Origin of the sequence: Methanosarcina barkeri 3, assembly GCF_000970305.1 — an archaeon.
GTDB classification, from domain to species: domain Archaea; phylum Halobacteriota; class Methanosarcinia; order Methanosarcinales; family Methanosarcinaceae; genus Methanosarcina; species Methanosarcina barkeri_A.
Window position 1 is genome coordinate 311,049 of sequence record NZ_CP009517.1, and the last position, 16,391, is coordinate 327,439.

Here is a 16,391-nt window from a genome sequence, read left to right on the forward strand (position 1 = left end):
TCTATGTAACTTCCCAGAAAAAGTAAAAACAAAAGATGTCTTATAATGAACAGAGCTGCCCGAATCCTTAAAAGCGGGAATTCCTGCCAGAGAATTCCTGTAACGCATATCTTATATCTCCTGCTCATTCTTATAGCTCCTTTTGCAGGAGTGAATCTTCTTTTTCTCTTATCCATCGTTCTTTTTCTGGGAATACGACTTTCTGGAAACTCCTTTTCCTGTGATAGAGATGTTACCAGCCTTACTTTTTCCCTGGTTATCATGCTCTTTGTTTCCATGATTTCGAGTGTTTCTTCTTATGCCTATCCTTTCTACATAGTACTTGGAGCGTTTGCAATTGCGGCAGTAGGAAACCATAAAACATCTTTTTCGGAGACCGAGTCTGTACCTGATTTAAATTTAAGACGGAGGAGAATCAAAAAGAAGAGTTTTTCAATTATCTGGAGTTCGGCTTTCCTGGCACTTCGGATTGCTGCTTCATTCTTTGCCGCAAGCTGGATTGTCTACTGGCAGAAACTTCCGGTCTCATATAACATGATTTTCTTCATATCTGTTATCGGGGCAGTTACAGGTTCTCTTTTCGAGTCAATCCCCTCCAAAATAGACAAAAATATTTCTGTGCCTCTGGGTGCAGGCATGACAATGTGGATTTTTGAAGATTTCAGGTACTGGGTGCCTCCCGAAAAAATGGTTGTAGCACTCATATTCTCCTTTTTCCTGGGTATACTGGCTTACAGGGCGAAGATTGCAGATGTATCTGCACTTCTGAGTGCCGCCCTTCTGGGAGTCCTGATAATTGTCTTCAGCGGGCTTTCCTGGTTCCTGCTTCTGCTCACATTTTTTATTCTCGGAGGCGGGTTTACAAAATATAAATATACATACAAAGAATCCATAGGAATTGCACAGGCTAAAGACGGCATCCGGAGTTATGAAAATGTATTTTCGAACAGTACGGCAGCTCTTGCCCTTGCAGTAGCATATGGGGTCTTCCCGGAACATAGTCTCCCGATCATCTATGCCTATATGGGTACGGTTGCAACAGCTACCGGAGATACTCTGGCAAGCGAAATCGGAACAACGGCAAAAGGAAGGCCAAGAATGATAACAACCCTCAAACTCTCGGAACCCGGAGTCGACGGAGCCGTATCGTTTCTTGGGGAACTTGCTGCAATCTTAGGTTCTGCAGTGATAGGAGTCCTTGCATACTTACTGGGAGTTTCGGACAATTTTATATTAACAGTCCTTATTACAACCGCAGGAGGCTTTTTTGGGACAAATATGGACAGCCTCCTTGGGGCTACGCTTCAGAAAAGGGGAGTGCTCTCAAATAGCGGAGTTAATTTCGTGGCGACCTTTGCAGGTGCCGGAATCTCAGCAATTCTATATTTCCTCATAACTTGAATCAAATACGAAATAAGTCTTAATAGCTGGTTTTATTTCCTTATATGTTTCTGAAACTCTCAGGCTCCTTATGCTGTTTATCAGGATTTTAAAACCTTTATTTTAAAATCTTTATCAGGTTTTTTATACGTTTTCAGGCTTTAGCTTCTTATAGATTTTCAGGCTTTTGTTTCTTATCCACTTTTCTCCAGCTTATTACAAGCTAATCTCAGGTTCTTTATATTTTTTTTCTTAATCTAATATACTCTAAAGAAGCATCCATTTATATTTTCATAACATATCTTTAAGGAAACAGGGTTACTAAACCATTCCACTTCTCATTTCTTCGATTCTTAATTTTCAAGCTTACAGGAAGTGAACAGATGACAGAAACCGAGTATAAACACAAAAAAATCCTGCTCATAATTGCCCAGGAGCAGTTCAGGGACGAGGAATGCTTTGTTCCGAAGCAGCTTTTTGAGGCTGCAGGAGTAAAAGTTACCGTTGCAGCCGAATCTACTAAAACTGCAAAAGGGATGCTCGGAGGTACAATCAAGCCTGATATCGCGATCTCTGATGCCAGGATTGACGATTATGAGGCAATTGTAATTTCAGGAGGTTCAGGTTCAAGAAAATACCTGTGGGATAACAAAACTCTGCAGGCACTTATAAAGGAAGCTGATGCCTTGAAAAAGGTGATCTCTGCAATCTGCATTTCCCCTGTAGTACTGGCAAGGGCAGGTATCTTGAAGGGTAAAGAGAGTACAGTCTTCAAAAGTCCGGATACGTTACGCGAACTTAAGGAACACGGAGCTGTCTATCTGGATCAGGATATAGTGGTTTCGGGCCGGGTAGTCACAGGACGCGACCCTGCAAGTGCTGACGCGTTTGGAAAAGCCGTACTTGAGGCCCTGAAAAAAGCTTAACTTTCATCAAAGATCCTGAAATGCTGCTCTCCTTTACTTAAAAAGCAGATATCTCTTACTGAAACGGTTGTTTGAAAATTGGATTTTCCGGCTACGGGTGTGTTTATTATGACAAAAGAACTTGAAGCCATACTGGCCTACCACCAGGCAAGTAAACACAACTTCAAATCTTATGCTCCGGGTCCTCACCGCCTGGATTTACGTCTCAAGCCAGATTCTTTCCTTAACTATCATGGGACTCGACTTTTGAATCTGGAAATCTGGAGTGATGAGCAAACAAAAGCTGAGATTTATCCTACTTATGAGCAGGCTTTCTCACCTGAAAAACTCAAGCCATCTGAGCTGAATGCGAAATCAATTTCCAGACTTTTTTTTGACAGCTTTGCAATTTCGGTCTGGAAATTGGCGGAAGGTACAGAATGGCCACTCCGTGTTAATCCTTCAAGCGGAAACCTTCACCCTACTGAGGTTTACCTCCTTTCCGGTCCTATGAAGGGACTTCTGAAAAACCCGTCGATCTGCCATTATGCTCCTTTGCCTCATGCCCTTGAAATCAGAGCAGAATTTTCCCAGGCTACCTGGAAACTGTTAAGTTCAGGTTTTCCTGAAGGCACTTTTTTCGTAGGTTTGAGTTCAATTTTCTGGCGGGTTTCCTGGAAATACGGGCTCAGGGCCTTTCGATATGCTCAGCATGATATAGGGCATGCAATTGCTGCCCTGACCTTTGCTGCTGCCGGGCTTGGCTGGAAAACAAGTCTTCTTCCGGACATGAGTTCGAAAGATATTGCTGCACTTCTTGGCATTTCCGGAGAGAAAGGCCCTGAAAAACAGGAGCCTGCCTGTTTGCTTGCGGTTTATCCGGCAGAAAAGACCTGTACAAAAAGCAGGACTTCCTCAGTCGTGATTTCTGATTTTAAAAATCTTTCCTGGAAAGGTATTCCTAACAGTTTAAGTCCAGAGCATGTTGAATGGGTAGGTATTGAAGATGCGGCCTCGGCAGCTCAGAAGAGGGAAACCGATTACCTGGATAAAAGAGAAGAATCAAACGAAAAACTAAAAGAGGAGCTAAAAGAAAAATCAAACGAAAAACTAAAAGAGCAATTAAAAGAAAAATCAAATGAAGAACTGAAAGAAGAACTGAAAGAAGAACTAAAAGAAGAATTAAAAGAAAAATCAAATGAAGAATTAAAAGAAGAACTAAAATCCAATATGCAAGCTGCTTCATCGCTGAAAGCCAGCAGTTTCAAAAACCTGTTAAATCTTGATACGGTTCCCCTGCGTGAAGTTATTCGGAAAAGGAGAAGTGCTATTGAGATGAATAATAGCGCATACCTGGAAAATGAAATTTTTTATGCTATGCTGCAAAGAACCCTTCCGGAAAATAATCCAATTTTCAATTCCCTTGCTTTCGGTCCCTTTACTCACCTTCTTCTTTTCGTAAACCACGTAAAAGATCTTCTTCCGGGACTTTATATATTCCTTCGTAAACCCGAGGAAAAAGATAGGCTTAAAGCTGCGATCAGACCGGACTTTTTATGGGAAAAACCGAAAAACTGCCCTTCAGACCTTGAGTTTTACCTCTTGATGGAAGAAACTCTGGATTCTTTTGCAGCCCAGCTTTCCTGTAAGCAGCGAAAAGCTGCCGATTCATGTTTTACTGCCTGCATGCTCTCTGAGTTTGAAGAGCCTCTGAAGAGGTTCGGGGCCTGGATGTATCCTTACCTTTTCTGGGAGTGCGGAATTCTGGGGCAGCTTCTTTACCTTGAAGCCGAGGCATATGGCCTAAGGGGCTGTGGGATTGGGTGTTTCTTTGATGACCCTTTGCACGATGCCATAGGTCTCAAAGGGCTCGAATTCCAGGACCTCTATCATTTCGCTGTTGGTTATCCACTTCCGGAGATCGGTGTTCTCACTCTGCCTGCATACGAAAAGTAAATTTTTTATTCTTTTCCCCGGATCTTTCAGCTTATTAAATGCCTTGGCCGCTGTTATGCTGTCCTTAATGTGATTTCCTTATATACTATCCCACTTTCCATATGACCAAAATGGATAGCTCTCAGTTTTAATAGCTCTCAGTTTTAATAGCTCTCAGTTTTAATAGCTCTCAGTTTGGATAGATTTCAGTCACGACAAACGACAAATGAGAACTATTCAGACTTACTGACCTCTTACGACCTCTTCAAAATTGTCCAGCATACTGAACATCAATAATTTTGACTCTGTAAGAAGTGAGTCTCTATCCAGCATCTCTTCTTCGCTCTGGATATACACTCCTTCAACCAGCTCATCTCTGCAGTTTTCAATAACGTTTTGGATTGTTTTATTGCTCATTTCTAGATGGAACTGAAGTCCGATTACCCTGTTTTTGTAGATAAAGCCCTGGTTTTTGCAGGCTTCACTTTCAAAGAGTCTTATTGCCTCTTCAGGCAGACCGAAAGTGTCTCCATGCCAGTGAAATGCGGTAAATTTTTCAGGAATACCTTTTAGCAGAGGGTTTTCTGACTCCGGTTTGATCGTAAAAATTGGGAACCATCCGATCTCTTTATAATTGTTTTTAAATACCTCGGCTTTCAGGACATCAGCAATAAGCTGAGCGCCAAGGCAAATTCCAAGAACTGCCTTTCCTGCGAAAATAGCTTCTTTGAGAAATATTTTTTCTTTCCTCAACCAGGGATATTTTTCGTACTCATAGATATTCATCGGTCCACCCATGACTATGAGAAGATCGAAGTTATCCATACTGGGAAAGTTATGATTTTCATATAAATGTGTGGTTGATAAAGAGTGCTTTCTTTCTTCTATCCATTCAACAATAGTTCCCAGTGTTTCAAACTCAACGTGCTGGATGCAGTGTATTTTCATGCTTAAACCTTTATCTAAAACGTTTAAATTAATATTCCACTGCCTTTTTATTTTTCCCTTCTTTTACTTTTCCCTTCTTTTATTTTTTTTGTCCTTTATTCTTCTTTATTTTTTTCTCTTTTTTTATCTCTATATTTTCATTTTTATTTCTTTCTTTCTTCCGTACTTTCTTTCTTTTTTCCTCTTCTCAAACTTTTTATTCTGGGAACTCCTGGCTGAGAAGGCGGAGCAGGCAGTTCACACCCTGATGTCAGGTCACATTCCACTACAATTCCCCGCAACAGCCGGCCCAGAATATCCGAACCGGTGATAATTCTTTTCTCCTGGCCCCAGTAGAGGATAAGGTCCTGGTCGATCACATCGTCTTCAGGGTACTGAGGATACACCTTAAACTGCCTGATTACCTTTTCAAGTCTGGTTTTCGGAGATTTTACCACAACCGGAAAGTGGCAGTAAGAAAGGGGAATGAATGGGCCTTTCTTGTAGACGGCGTCCCTCAGAAAGCCATCCGCATCAAGCACCATGGTAGGCTCATCTTGAGGGTTGGTAATAACTACCCACTTTTTCCCTGAAGCTTCTATCTTTTGCAGAAACGGGTCATTCGGTTCTCTTTCGAAAGAAGGAAATATCGGACGGTTATTTTCAACTGGTAGTGAGATTATACTTCTTTCGTCTATTAGCGAGCCCTCATCTGATATGCTGACATCGTCTATGGAAAGAAAGTTCAGGGCTCCTATCCCTTCAAAAGAACCAATATCGGACTTTCCGGACTCAATGTGTTTTTCGAGCATAATCCGAATAGACTGTTCCTTGAAAAGGTCAAGTTTCTCTCTGCCTAGCCACCAGTCAAGAATCAGGGCTGTAGGTTTGGCAACCGGATAGAGCAGCAGCTGGTAGAAGCGGACTAAAGGAGTTAGTTTCGCTCCTATTGACAGAGCATTTCGAGAAAAATAAGCCTGAGGCACTATCTCTCCGAAACTGGTGATAAAGAAAGTAGAGAAGAGAAAAGCTGAAGCTCCTGTCAGCACGGAACCTGTAAGCTGGGCAATTAGAACGTTTACCGCTATGTTTCCCCAGAGCAGTGTCGTAAGCAGGAAGTTTGAGTCCCGCCTGATCTGCAGGATTTTGATAGCCTCTTTATTGTTTGCTTCGGCCTCGATCTCAAGCCTGAGTCTCCCAAGGCCGAAAACCCCGATTGTCATTCCGGAAAATATAGCGGACTGCATCAGGCAGAATATAATCAATATCCAGGTAATAATTTCATTCATTGCGAGTCTATAACCTCTATAATATTCATACTGGAATAATTTAACATAATTTTATCGGTAAATCCATATATAATCAATAGGTAAATCCATAGAAATCTACAGGTGAATCCAGAGATAAACCATCAACGATTCTATTTTTCCGGTTTTTCATTACCTCGATTTGTGTGAATTTAGCCTTAAAATCTAATTTAATCTCGGACTTTTTTTGCCTCGAACTAGCCATTAATTTATTTTAAACCTTACGTGATTTTTAACAGTGCTAAAAGGAAAGTTTCCAGGTAGTCTTAATTTTATTATTATGCCGTTCTTTAATTATTACACCGTTCTAATAGTTTAACTTGCGTTCTCAGACTTTTTGCAAGCCTTTTGAAAAAACTGCTTGCCCGCAAGCCTTTTCAAAAAAGGCTTGAGCGAAAACCCCAAGCAGTGTTTGGATTTGATTGAGAACCTTATCCCCAAACCCTATCAGTGTGATAAACCGGCGCAACGGTTTCGGGTCAACGGTTGCTTCAAAGCTTTACTTCAGCGTAATGTTTAATACAAACAAATTGTACTAAATGGTTGATCAGTCAACCACAACGAGGAAACATTATGAAGAGAATTGTCTCTTAAATAATCTATCCTGCAACATAAATCAATTGCGATTTTTCTGACACTATAAGCCATAGATAACGACCCTTTAGATAAGTGATACACATGAAAAAAGATACAAATAACGTCGGATCGCCTGCCCAGGTTCCGGAAGTCCGCTGCATACCTGATGTTCCTGTTGCCGGCACAGGGAAACAGGTCGTGCTTCTTATTGCGATACTGGCGGGATTTATTACCCCTTTTGACGGTTCGGCAGTAAATATTGCCCTGCCTGCGATCGGGGCAGAATTTCATATGGATGCTATTGCCCTTTCCTGGGTTGCGACTGCTTACCTTCTTTCATCAGCATTGTTTCTTGTCCCCTTCGGAAAAATCGCAGACATTTATGGGAGAAAAAAGGTTTTCCTCTATGGTATTACGATCTTCAGCCTTTCATCTTTAATTATGACTATGGCTTCCTCATCGGAAATGCTGATTGGAGTACGGGTTGTGCAGGGTATCGGGAGTGCAATGATCTTTGGAACAGGCGTAGCCATAGTTACTTCGGTCTTCCCACCAGGTGAGCGTGGAAAAGCTCTTGGTACTTATATCACTGCAGTTTACATTGGGCTTTCCGTTGGTCCCTTACTTGGAGGTGCAATGACACAGTATCTTGGCTGGAGGAGTATTTTCTTCGTAAATGTTCCTATAGGTATTACAGCAGTTCTCCTGATCTTATGGAAGATTAAAGGTGAATGGGCTGAATGCAGAGGGGAAAAGTTCGATCTGACAGGGTCAGTCATATACGGTGCAGCGGTAGTTGCAGTAATGTATGGTTTTTCAGTTCTCCCAGAACTTAAAGGGGTTGCCCTCTTAGCTTTGGGGACTCTTGGGGTAATTGTTTTTGCTTTGTTTGAGATTAGAACATCTTCTCCAGTTCTCGACATTAGCCTTCTGACAAAAAATCGAATTTTCGCCTTTTCGAATCTTTCTGCGCTAATCAATTATAGTGCGACTTATGCGGTGACCTTTCTTTTAAGCCTGGATCTCCAGTACACGAAAGGTTTCACTCCAGAACATGCCGGACTTATCCTTGTAGCACAGCCGGTTGTCATGGCTATGGTTTCGCCAATTGCCGGTCGGCTCTCTGACAGGACTGAACCTCGGGTTGTTGCATCCGTAGGGATGGCATTTACTGCGCTTGGGCTCTTCCTTCTGATTTTCCTTACAGAATCGACTCCTCTCTGGCATCTTATTATCACTCTGGTTATTCTCGGTATAGGTTTTGGGCTCTTCTCATCTCCAAATACGAATGCGATCATGAGTTCCGTTGATAAAAAATTTTACGGCGTTGCATCGGGAATGAACGGGACTATGCGGCTTCTTGGGCAGATGCTGTCAATGGGCATTGCAATGATGATCTTTGCAATTGTTATCGGTCCTGTGGAAATTACACCTGAATATTACCCTCAGTTTGTTTTAAGCCTGCATTATGCTTTTATCCTGTTTACAGCCTTCTGTATTCTGGGAATATTTGCATCCCTCGTGAGAGGAAATAGAAGTCCTGTAGCTTACGCTCATACATCTGAAAAAGGCAAAAAATAATACGTTAATCCTGTGTAATTCATGTAGTTGTTGCGTAATCCATTCAATCAAGGTGATAATCATGAAAATTCTTGGAATTAACGCAAGCCCGAGAGGAAATGAAAGCAAGACTCTTCAACTTGTAAAGGCCGTGATTAAAGGTGCGGAGTCCGAAGGTGCGGAAGTCGAGCTTATAGATCTCTATAAACTGCAGATAGAGTATTGCACAGGCTGTGGGGCCTGTTATGCGACAGGGGAGTGCCCTCAGATTGATGACTTCGAGGAACTTTTTGATAGGGTTCGGAACTCCGATGGAATTGTCTTTGGAGCTCCGAATTATATTAACTCGGTTCCTGCACCTATGAAGGCATTCTTCGACCGACTTTCGGACGCTATCCACTGCCAGATGCTGACTGGAAAGTTTGGGTGCTCTGTGTCTACGGCAGGAGGAGGCAAGGCAGATGTGGTTGTAGAATATATGAACAGTGTACTCACCAATCTCGGTGTTACAGTTGTTGGTGGTCTTGGTGTTGCAGTTGGGATGTATCCTTCCGCACTCGATCAGGCTGCAGGGCCTGCAGAAGAGCTTGGTAAGAAATTAGTAAAATCGATTCGTGGAGAAATAAAATATCCGGATCAGGATGAAATGCATCGCCAGACAACGGAATACTTCTGCCAGCTTGTAAGGTCTGATAAAGAGCGGTTTGCCCATGATTATGACTGGTATGTCCGGAAGGGCTTGATAAAATAAGATTTACCCGGATGCCTTAGACTGTACGCCTGAGGCTGTAAATAGAAATCTTTGTTCAAACAATAGAAAATTTCTGTTCAAAATATAGAAGTCGTTATTCAAACTGGAGAAGTAGACAAACGATACTTCTTCACATATTTTTGTATTTCAAGGTGAAAAGTCAGTCAGGCTGAAAATTTTTACTTTTCTAGCCTTCTTTATCAACATGTCTAAACTTATATACTTTAGTTTATATTTTCTTATAAGCAATTTATGATTTGCAGCCTGCTATTACTTCAATTTGTTGGCAGGCTCAGGTAAAACTTGCTTTCAAGGTAAAGTACTCATAGGCTTACTGCCATAACTTTATCATGGCTGGGGGTTAACCGAATGGATGTATCTACTCTGGATAAGGAGAAAGGAAATCACATTTCCGGAATTGACAGGGGTAAGGTTGTAATGTATGGCCTTAGTACCTGTGTATGGTGTAAAAAAACAAAGAAGCTGCTTACAGATCTTGGTGTAGATTTCGATTTTATATACGTGGATAAGCTTGAAGGCGAAGAAGAAAACCAGGCTGTTGACGAAGTAAGACGCTTCAACCCTTCAACCTCTTTCCCGACAACTGTCATAAATGGGGAAAAAGCGATTGTAGGTTTTAAAGAAAGGGAAATACGTGAAGCTCTGGGGTTTTAAGGGGGAATTGGGCTGAAAGAAGAAGAAGCCGCTGAAGAAGATATAACCGAAGAAACGGTGGACAAAGTATACAGGCGTTTGAACGACCAGGTCGAAAAGTCGGGGTATCACCTCAATCCCGATGTTGAGTTCACAAAGGATCTTGTGCGCGGGCTGCTCGCAAATGAGCAGCGATATGGTTACTGGTCCTGTCCATGCCGACTTTCTGCCAACAATCTTGAAGAAGATCTGGATATTGTCTGTCCTTGCTATTATAGAGACCCAGATCTGAATGATTATGGAGCCTGTTACTGTGCGCTTTATGTTTCGGATGAGGTTATTCGGGGGGAAAGGAGAGTAGAATCGATTCCTGAAAGGCGTCCTCCTAAAGTACAGAGGGACGCCGAAAGAGCTGAAGAAAAGAAAAGAGCCGAGATGATGGAGAGTATGGAGTTTACAGAGAAACTTTCAAAGCCGGTGTGGAGATGTAAGGTTTGCGGATATCTCTGTGCCATGGACGAACCGCCTGGAGTTTGTCCGATCTGTAAAGCGAGAAAGGAAAGGTTTGAACGTTTTATGTAAATTTCAATAAATAGAAGTTTATTGAAATTTCAGTAACTTTTCTCTTTTTTCAGTTTTTAAAAATGGAGATCCTAACTGCTGTGGGCAGTTCTTTTTTAGAAATGAACATAGGATTCATAGTTACACAAGAATCCAGATTAATTTCAGAAACCTGCCTTTTTAAAGTATAACAAATGTAACGAATTGGTTTTGAGCTTTTTATATTGTATCTTAAATACTAAACTTTAAGATTTACAAATAGGTGAATCAAAAAGATCTAAATGTATGTGAAAATGTAGTCAATAAAAACTCTGATCGAGAGAGGTAAACACAGAAGAAAGAATTAAAAATAACTGAAACCAAAAAAAGAATTAACAACAACTGAAACCAAAAAAAGAATTAACAACAACTGAAACCAAAAAAAGAATTAACAATAACTGAAACCAAAAAAATAATAATAATAATTAACTGAAGTCAAAAAATATAATTATTAGGCAAATGTATTAAGGGATTTAGGGTTAAACCCGGAAGATTAACACTTCCTAATCCCTTTAATGTGCTTAGTTGTAAAGGTCTTCATGCTGAAGCAAGTACTGTAGGGTACTTTAGCAGCTGGAGCATGCAGTTTTAATCGTAACGGTTGCACAATCTTTCTTTCCATCTGCACCAATTACACAGTAGCTGAAACTGTCAGTGCAGCATTTACTGCAACTTGCCGGTCTTGTGTAGCAGAAGTTACCATTACTCTGCATGCAGACCTTACCGCCCTTTGCGGTAGTATAGCATCCTGTTTTTACGACCTTAAGGCTGCATCCTTTGTCATTCTTCAGCACATTAAAGCAACAAGATTTACATTTACAGTTACACGTAAATGTATCGTTCTTTGCGTCTGTTGTTGTTTTGCAACTAGATGCTGCTGCTCCTGTCATTGACAGGACAAAAAAGACCAACGTGAAAATACATACTGTTTTTAATATAGTTTTTCTCATTAGTTTTTCCTCCTTATTAATCTCAGGTTAGATTTAGTCTAAGAATACCTAAAATCGAAATCTAATAGAAGTTTAGAGAATTTATCTTCATTTTATTCAAATAAGTTAAATTTTTTTATCCTAATAGATTACATTTGATCAAAAGGTACTCATAGTCGAAAATTAACTGGGAAATATTATTATATAAATTTACTTATTTTCACGCTTTTGAATAAAAATAGAAATCTATATTAAAGCTTTATAATACTTTATCTATAAAGATAAAAGACGATAAAATAAAGAATTTTTCTGTCTGTATTTTATATCAGCTTAAAATGAAATTTAGTGTATTTTATGAATAATTGGTTCTTACTATTTTATTATAGTTCTTTATATCCAATCATGTTACTTCTTTGAAGTTTTTTTCTCTAATATTGATATATTAAGGTCTTTTATTCTATTATAAAGACACAAATTATTTATTTAATAAAAAAAGGTTATAATATCTACAAAAAACAATTTAATTTACTATTGTGGATTTTCCCAAGAACAAAAGTTTCATATTTTTATCATTACAATATATTATTAGTAGTTTTGGATTTAATATATAATTCTTGCTTGTTAAAGGGAAAAACAATATCATAAACTGATAGCTTAATTATAGTTGGGCAACTCAAAGATATGAGTTGCCCACATATATCATTATCGAGAATAGTTATTGTTCTAATAGTTATATTTCTGCTAAAAATGAAAGCGAGCAGGAACTTTAAAAGGAATGGATCTTGAAAAGTCCATCTTTATGGATTACAAAATTATTTTTTTGGTTTCGGTTTCTTGTCGTCTCCCTTTGGTTTACAAGCCATATGTTCACCTCTATTAATTTATTCATAAATTTAGAACTTCTTTACTTATTATAAAATCAAAGACAATAAACATTTTGGTTTAAGTTAGTATTATCTTATGTCAGGGCTTGAGGTCCGGAATTTGAAGGTAACTTCTTTTCAAGTTTTCAGCATCAAGAGTGAAAAAAAACAAGAGTGAAGAAACTGACAAGAACGAAAAAATGGCAAGAATGAAGAAATGATAAGAATAAAAGAACGGCAAGAATGAAGAAATGATAAGAATAAAAGAACGGCAAGAATGAAGAAATGATAAGAATGAAAAAACGACATATAGTTAACTAACAGAGCGAATAAATAACTTGGTGCTAGTGTTTGATATGGTGATGGCGTATGCAGGAGTTAACTATTGATAAAGCTAAAACAGCTCTTGTGGTTATAGACCTACAGAAGGGAATAGTCGCACAGCAAACAAAGCCTTATCTTGCACAGGATGTTATAGTTAATGCCTCAAAGCTCGTAGACACATTTCGGAAAAACGATATGCCCGTATTCCTTGTGCATGTTATGATAACAAAAGAGACGATGCTCAAGGTCTTAAGTGATGAGTCATTCTCGAATTTTTCAGTCCCGCCCGCTGACTGGTCTGAGTTTGTGCCTGAAATGTCCCCTACCTCAAAGGATATTGTTATAACTAAAAGGCAGTGGGGAGCATTTTACGGAACTGATCTGGAACTCCAGCTACGTCGGCGTGGAATGAGCACGATCGTACTTTGTGGAATTTCAACCGACTTTGGTGTTGAAAGCACAGCACGCTTTGCCTACGAGTATGGATTTCAACAAATTTTTGCCGAAGACGCTATGGCTTCCAGATCTGAGGAACAACATAATGCAGCTGTAAACTTCATATTCAAAAGAATAGGGAGGGTGAGGAAAACGGATGAAATCCTCAAAGCTCTGCAATAAGATTAAAAATTTAATCTTATTATTCCCATGTGGCTTATCATAGTATGGAACTTCTCATAATATGGAACTTCTCATAATATAGAGCTTCTCATAATATGGAACTTCTCATAATATGGAGCTCATCACAATGTGAAACTCATCACAATGCGGAATTCGCAGAATAAAGTCCTTTCAAGATTTAGTTGCAGCCATTATGGCAAGGTTGCGGGATTTCCATAAACAGTCAACATACCTGAATCCTGCTGCCTTCATGTCGTGAAATGTTTCCAAGAGCGTTCCGGGTTTATCTCCCATCTTTTTGGCATTTTCCAGGCGATTAAGCTTTAATTCGTCGAAGGTCCATTCCTGCCCGAGTTTCTCCTTAAGCTGTATCATTAGAGAAGATATGTGATTATTAAGTTCCCATTCATCAATAACCGGAGAATCTTCCCTGAAAATATCTCCATTTATAAATAAACCCTGCTCTTTTAGAAGTTCACGGATATCGGAATATAGCTTGATTCTGTTTTCAAACTCTACGTGGTGAATTGAAAAACAGGATACTACAGCATCGAATCCTCTATCTTCGGTTATATCCAGGATTCCTTGATTCAGATCACGTTTGGCTAAAGTTATGTTTTTGTTATCCCTGAACCTTTCACTGCTTCGCCTTATCATTTCATCAGAGAAATCAATCATGAGAACATTTGCTTGAGGCTTTAACTTCAAGATTCCGGCTGTCACATCGCCCAGACCGCATCCCAGATCAATTATCTTAGGATTCATTGACCCCAGATCCACTGCCACCTTTGAGATGATCGACAATATTTCTTTCCTTTCAGGTATGATTATATCAGCTGTCCGGGCATATTTTTCAGCAGCTTCTGGCTGAGCCCATCCTTCTTTTTCCTCTTTTTCCATATCCAGCAATATCTCCTTAATAAGTTATAAATTCCAGCTGTTATGTTAGTGAGACTATCCTAAAACTCAAAAGATTTCTCTTAGTTATGGACTTCGAATAATTACTGTCACATCAACCGTAAAATATCATATAAAGCCGATTGGAATTCTTCGGAATCGTTGAATCTTTGATGATTGACTCGGCACCAGTCAATTTTAAAGATAAAAAAAATTCAAAAATTGCCTGCTTTGCAGGCAACTATGCAAGTTACAACATAATTTTACAACGTTTTATTTTACAACGTTTTACTGCTGTGCGGCACTAGACTTTTTCGGAAAGGGTCATTACCTCCTAATTATTTCCGGCCGTAATGGATACGAATAGGTCCTGAGATTGAATTGAAAACCAGATCGTTATTATCCAGATATTGCAGAATTGCATATGCGCCGTTTCCGAAGTTCAAATCGCCAAAAACGGTCTTATGAACTGTTTTGCCAGTATCCCAGTCAAGTCCGAGAACCTCCCAGCCGTCTGGAGGTTGGTAACCGTTGATGAGAGCCATATTACCTGAAACGCTGTGAATCGGGACCATGCTTGTCGATGAGACTCTGATCGTGACCATACGGAAGACCATTTATGCGTTGAGGCATTCCATTGGAAGCGTTCAGCGCCATACGAAGCAGGGGATGCCGGGCCCATGAGCGAGACCTGAAGAATCTTGTTCTTGTCTACAAGGTTAGAGTCAAAAGTTTTCGGAATATTGTTCACAACAAAGGCTCCGTCTCCATATACAACTACGGACTGTTCTGACTGTATCCATTTGGTATTATTTGGCAAACGCACGTTACCTGGATCTGGTCAGCAGTGCGCTGGGACCTATTTGGAATTTCGTCACGCCAGAATGCAACCAGGTTCATCCGTTTGGCACCATCGGTTATGACCACCAGTTTATCATTGTCACTGCCGAACCCCATAAGCGTTGGAGTGGATCCTGTGCCATTGCCAAACTTAATCATAGGAGGTTGTACCGAACTGGTGTATTCTTGTGACCATGCACCATCAGCTTCATCGTCTGAAAGTTTCGTACCGGTCCAGACGAGTTTGTACATAACACTATTGCTAGCTACATATATGCCGTTGTTTTCGTCTACTGCAATTGAGTTGCTAACGCATTCACTGTCATCAAACCGGCAGAAAGATGCACAAGTAGTGTTGAGGTCGCGGTCAACGACTGCTATACCATTGCTGAATGTGATAATAAGATGACCATCGTATGTCATGGAAAGGCCGGATACTCTTACGCTTGGCAGATGGTTCTTACCCTGAATAGCAGTTACTACATCTTCTATCATATAGCACTTTTTTATGCCTTCGGATGGTTGGTCTGGGTTCTTTAATGCAAATGCATAGATATTATTGCCATAATTGACATATAATATGTTTTTGTTATCGACTACCGAATAACCCCCATTACCGAAGCGATCGGAGTAATTTTCACCGAAAAGGCTTTTTAAGTAAATATCCATCGAGGTTGCGTTCATTCCTACAGCAGATGACTTGCCAAAGGTGCTGAAATTTTTATTCGGAACAGCAGGTAATTGGTTGTTTGTCGCATTGGCAAGCGCCTCATATTCCGCCACTGCAGTCCAATTATTGTCTTTAATGTTAACGTAGCTTACACGATCGGTACCGACTGCCCACATATAGTCCTTATCTGTTGAGGCAAGAGTCATAATGTTAATCGGGCCGCCGTAAACAATCGGTTTTGTTGTTGGATCCATAGTGAAAACACCGCAGAGAGGCCCATAAGGTGTAGAGTCACTCTGTGAAGAGTCAAAATGGGTGATAGAATACAGTGAAGATGCCAGGTAAGGATTGGGGACAGGCCCGCTGACATTGAAAGTATTTTCATTACTCAAACCTTTAGAACTTTCATTATTTCCAAATGACGACATTGCGCCTGCGGTACTAACCAGTATTAAAAATACCAGTGCCGTGATTCCTAAAGCATTTAATAGAATCAGTTTTCCAGGGATTATATTGCTCTTCATATCAAACCTCAACTTTTGAATTTATATATTGAGCTGATCCCAAAACCTGAAATCTTTTCTTTAAATATCTCATTTGAATACAAATATACTATTTTAAATTAATTTAATCTAATTTTTCTATTAAATGTTAA

At 39.9% G+C, this 16,391-nt stretch carries 14 protein-coding genes; 8 read left to right on the forward strand and 6 right to left on the reverse strand.

All coding sequences use genetic code 11. From position 1 onward, the window contains the following. Positions 1–45 precede the first annotated feature (45 nt). The 3 genes from MSBR3_RS01255 (at position 46) to MSBR3_RS01265 (ending at position 4,241) form a co-directional block, all read left to right on the forward strand. Entirely contained in the window at positions 46–1,401 is a 1,356-nt protein-coding gene (locus MSBR3_RS01255; RefSeq protein WP_048105884.1) for a TIGR00297 family protein, read from the forward strand. A 362-nt stretch (positions 1,402–1,763) separates the two neighbouring features. Continuing rightward, complete coding sequence (locus MSBR3_RS01260; protein WP_048105885.1) at positions 1,764–2,306, forward strand: DJ-1/PfpI family protein; 543 nt, start codon at positions 1,764–1,766, stop codon at positions 2,304–2,306. A 108-nt stretch (positions 2,307–2,414) separates the two neighbouring features. Continuing rightward, positions 2,415–4,241 carry a SagB/ThcOx family dehydrogenase gene (locus MSBR3_RS01265; protein ID WP_048105886.1) on the forward strand — a complete coding sequence of 609 codons (1,827 nt, stop codon included), beginning with the start codon at positions 2,415–2,417 and terminating at the stop codon, positions 4,239–4,241. A gap of 222 nt (positions 4,242–4,463) precedes the next feature. On the opposite strand, the gene MSBR3_RS01270 is transcribed toward MSBR3_RS01265, so the two are convergent. After that, complete coding sequence (locus MSBR3_RS01270) at positions 4,464–5,168, reverse strand: type 1 glutamine amidotransferase (RefSeq protein ID WP_048105887.1); 705 nt, start codon at positions 5,166–5,168, stop codon at positions 4,464–4,466. 143 nt (positions 5,169–5,311) lie between these two features. After that, a complete protein-coding gene (locus MSBR3_RS01275; protein ID WP_048105889.1) occupies positions 5,312–6,436 on the reverse strand; it encodes a DUF21 domain-containing protein in 1,125 nt (374 codons plus the stop codon). 696 nt (positions 6,437–7,132) lie between these two features. Here MSBR3_RS01275 and MSBR3_RS01280 point away from each other — a divergent pair. The 4 genes from MSBR3_RS01280 (at position 7,133) to MSBR3_RS01295 (ending at position 10,577) form a co-directional block, all read left to right on the forward strand. Next, entirely contained in the window at positions 7,133–8,611 is a 1,479-nt protein-coding gene (locus MSBR3_RS01280; protein WP_048105891.1) for an MFS transporter, read from the forward strand. Positions 8,612–8,672: 61 nt separating this feature from the next. Next, positions 8,673–9,341 (forward strand): flavodoxin family protein, encoded by a 669-nt coding sequence (locus MSBR3_RS01285; protein WP_048105893.1) that lies wholly within the window; start codon positions 8,673–8,675, stop codon positions 9,339–9,341. Positions 9,342–9,710: 369 nt separating this feature from the next. Next, entirely contained in the window at positions 9,711–10,016 is a 306-nt protein-coding gene (locus MSBR3_RS01290) for a glutaredoxin family protein (RefSeq protein ID WP_048105895.1), read from the forward strand. A 57-nt stretch (positions 10,017–10,073) separates the two neighbouring features. Then, a complete protein-coding gene (locus MSBR3_RS01295) occupies positions 10,074–10,577 on the forward strand; it encodes a ferredoxin-thioredoxin reductase catalytic domain-containing protein (protein WP_230627668.1) in 504 nt (167 codons plus the stop codon). 584 nt (positions 10,578–11,161) lie between these two features. Here MSBR3_RS01295 and MSBR3_RS01300 read toward each other — a convergent pair. Then, positions 11,162–11,545: an Ig-like domain-containing protein gene (locus MSBR3_RS01300; protein ID WP_048105899.1), complete on the reverse strand. Its 384-nt coding sequence runs from the start codon at positions 11,543–11,545 to the stop codon at positions 11,162–11,164. Positions 11,546–12,756: 1,211 nt separating this feature from the next. Here MSBR3_RS01300 and MSBR3_RS01305 point away from each other — a divergent pair. Further along, positions 12,757–13,329: a hydrolase gene (locus MSBR3_RS01305; RefSeq protein WP_048105900.1), complete on the forward strand. Its 573-nt coding sequence runs from the start codon at positions 12,757–12,759 to the stop codon at positions 13,327–13,329. Between the two features lie 171 nt (positions 13,330–13,500). On the opposite strand, the gene MSBR3_RS01310 is transcribed toward MSBR3_RS01305, so the two are convergent. The 3 genes from MSBR3_RS01310 to MSBR3_RS01315 form a co-directional block, all read right to left on the reverse strand. Continuing rightward, entirely contained in the window at positions 13,501–14,229 is a 729-nt protein-coding gene (locus MSBR3_RS01310) for a class I SAM-dependent methyltransferase (RefSeq protein ID WP_048109853.1), read from the reverse strand. A 335-nt stretch (positions 14,230–14,564) separates the two neighbouring features. Further along, on the reverse strand, positions 14,565–14,831 hold the full coding sequence (locus MSBR3_RS18730) for a hypothetical protein (RefSeq protein ID WP_155396640.1): 267 nt from the start codon (positions 14,829–14,831) through the stop codon (positions 14,565–14,567). Positions 14,832–15,003: 172 nt separating this feature from the next. Further along, the gene (locus tag MSBR3_RS01315) at positions 15,004–16,260 is read right to left on the reverse strand and encodes a hypothetical protein (protein WP_052723229.1); all 1,257 of its coding nucleotides are present in this window, start codon (positions 16,258–16,260) and stop codon (positions 15,004–15,006) included. Between the last annotated feature and the right edge of the window lie 131 nt (positions 16,261–16,391).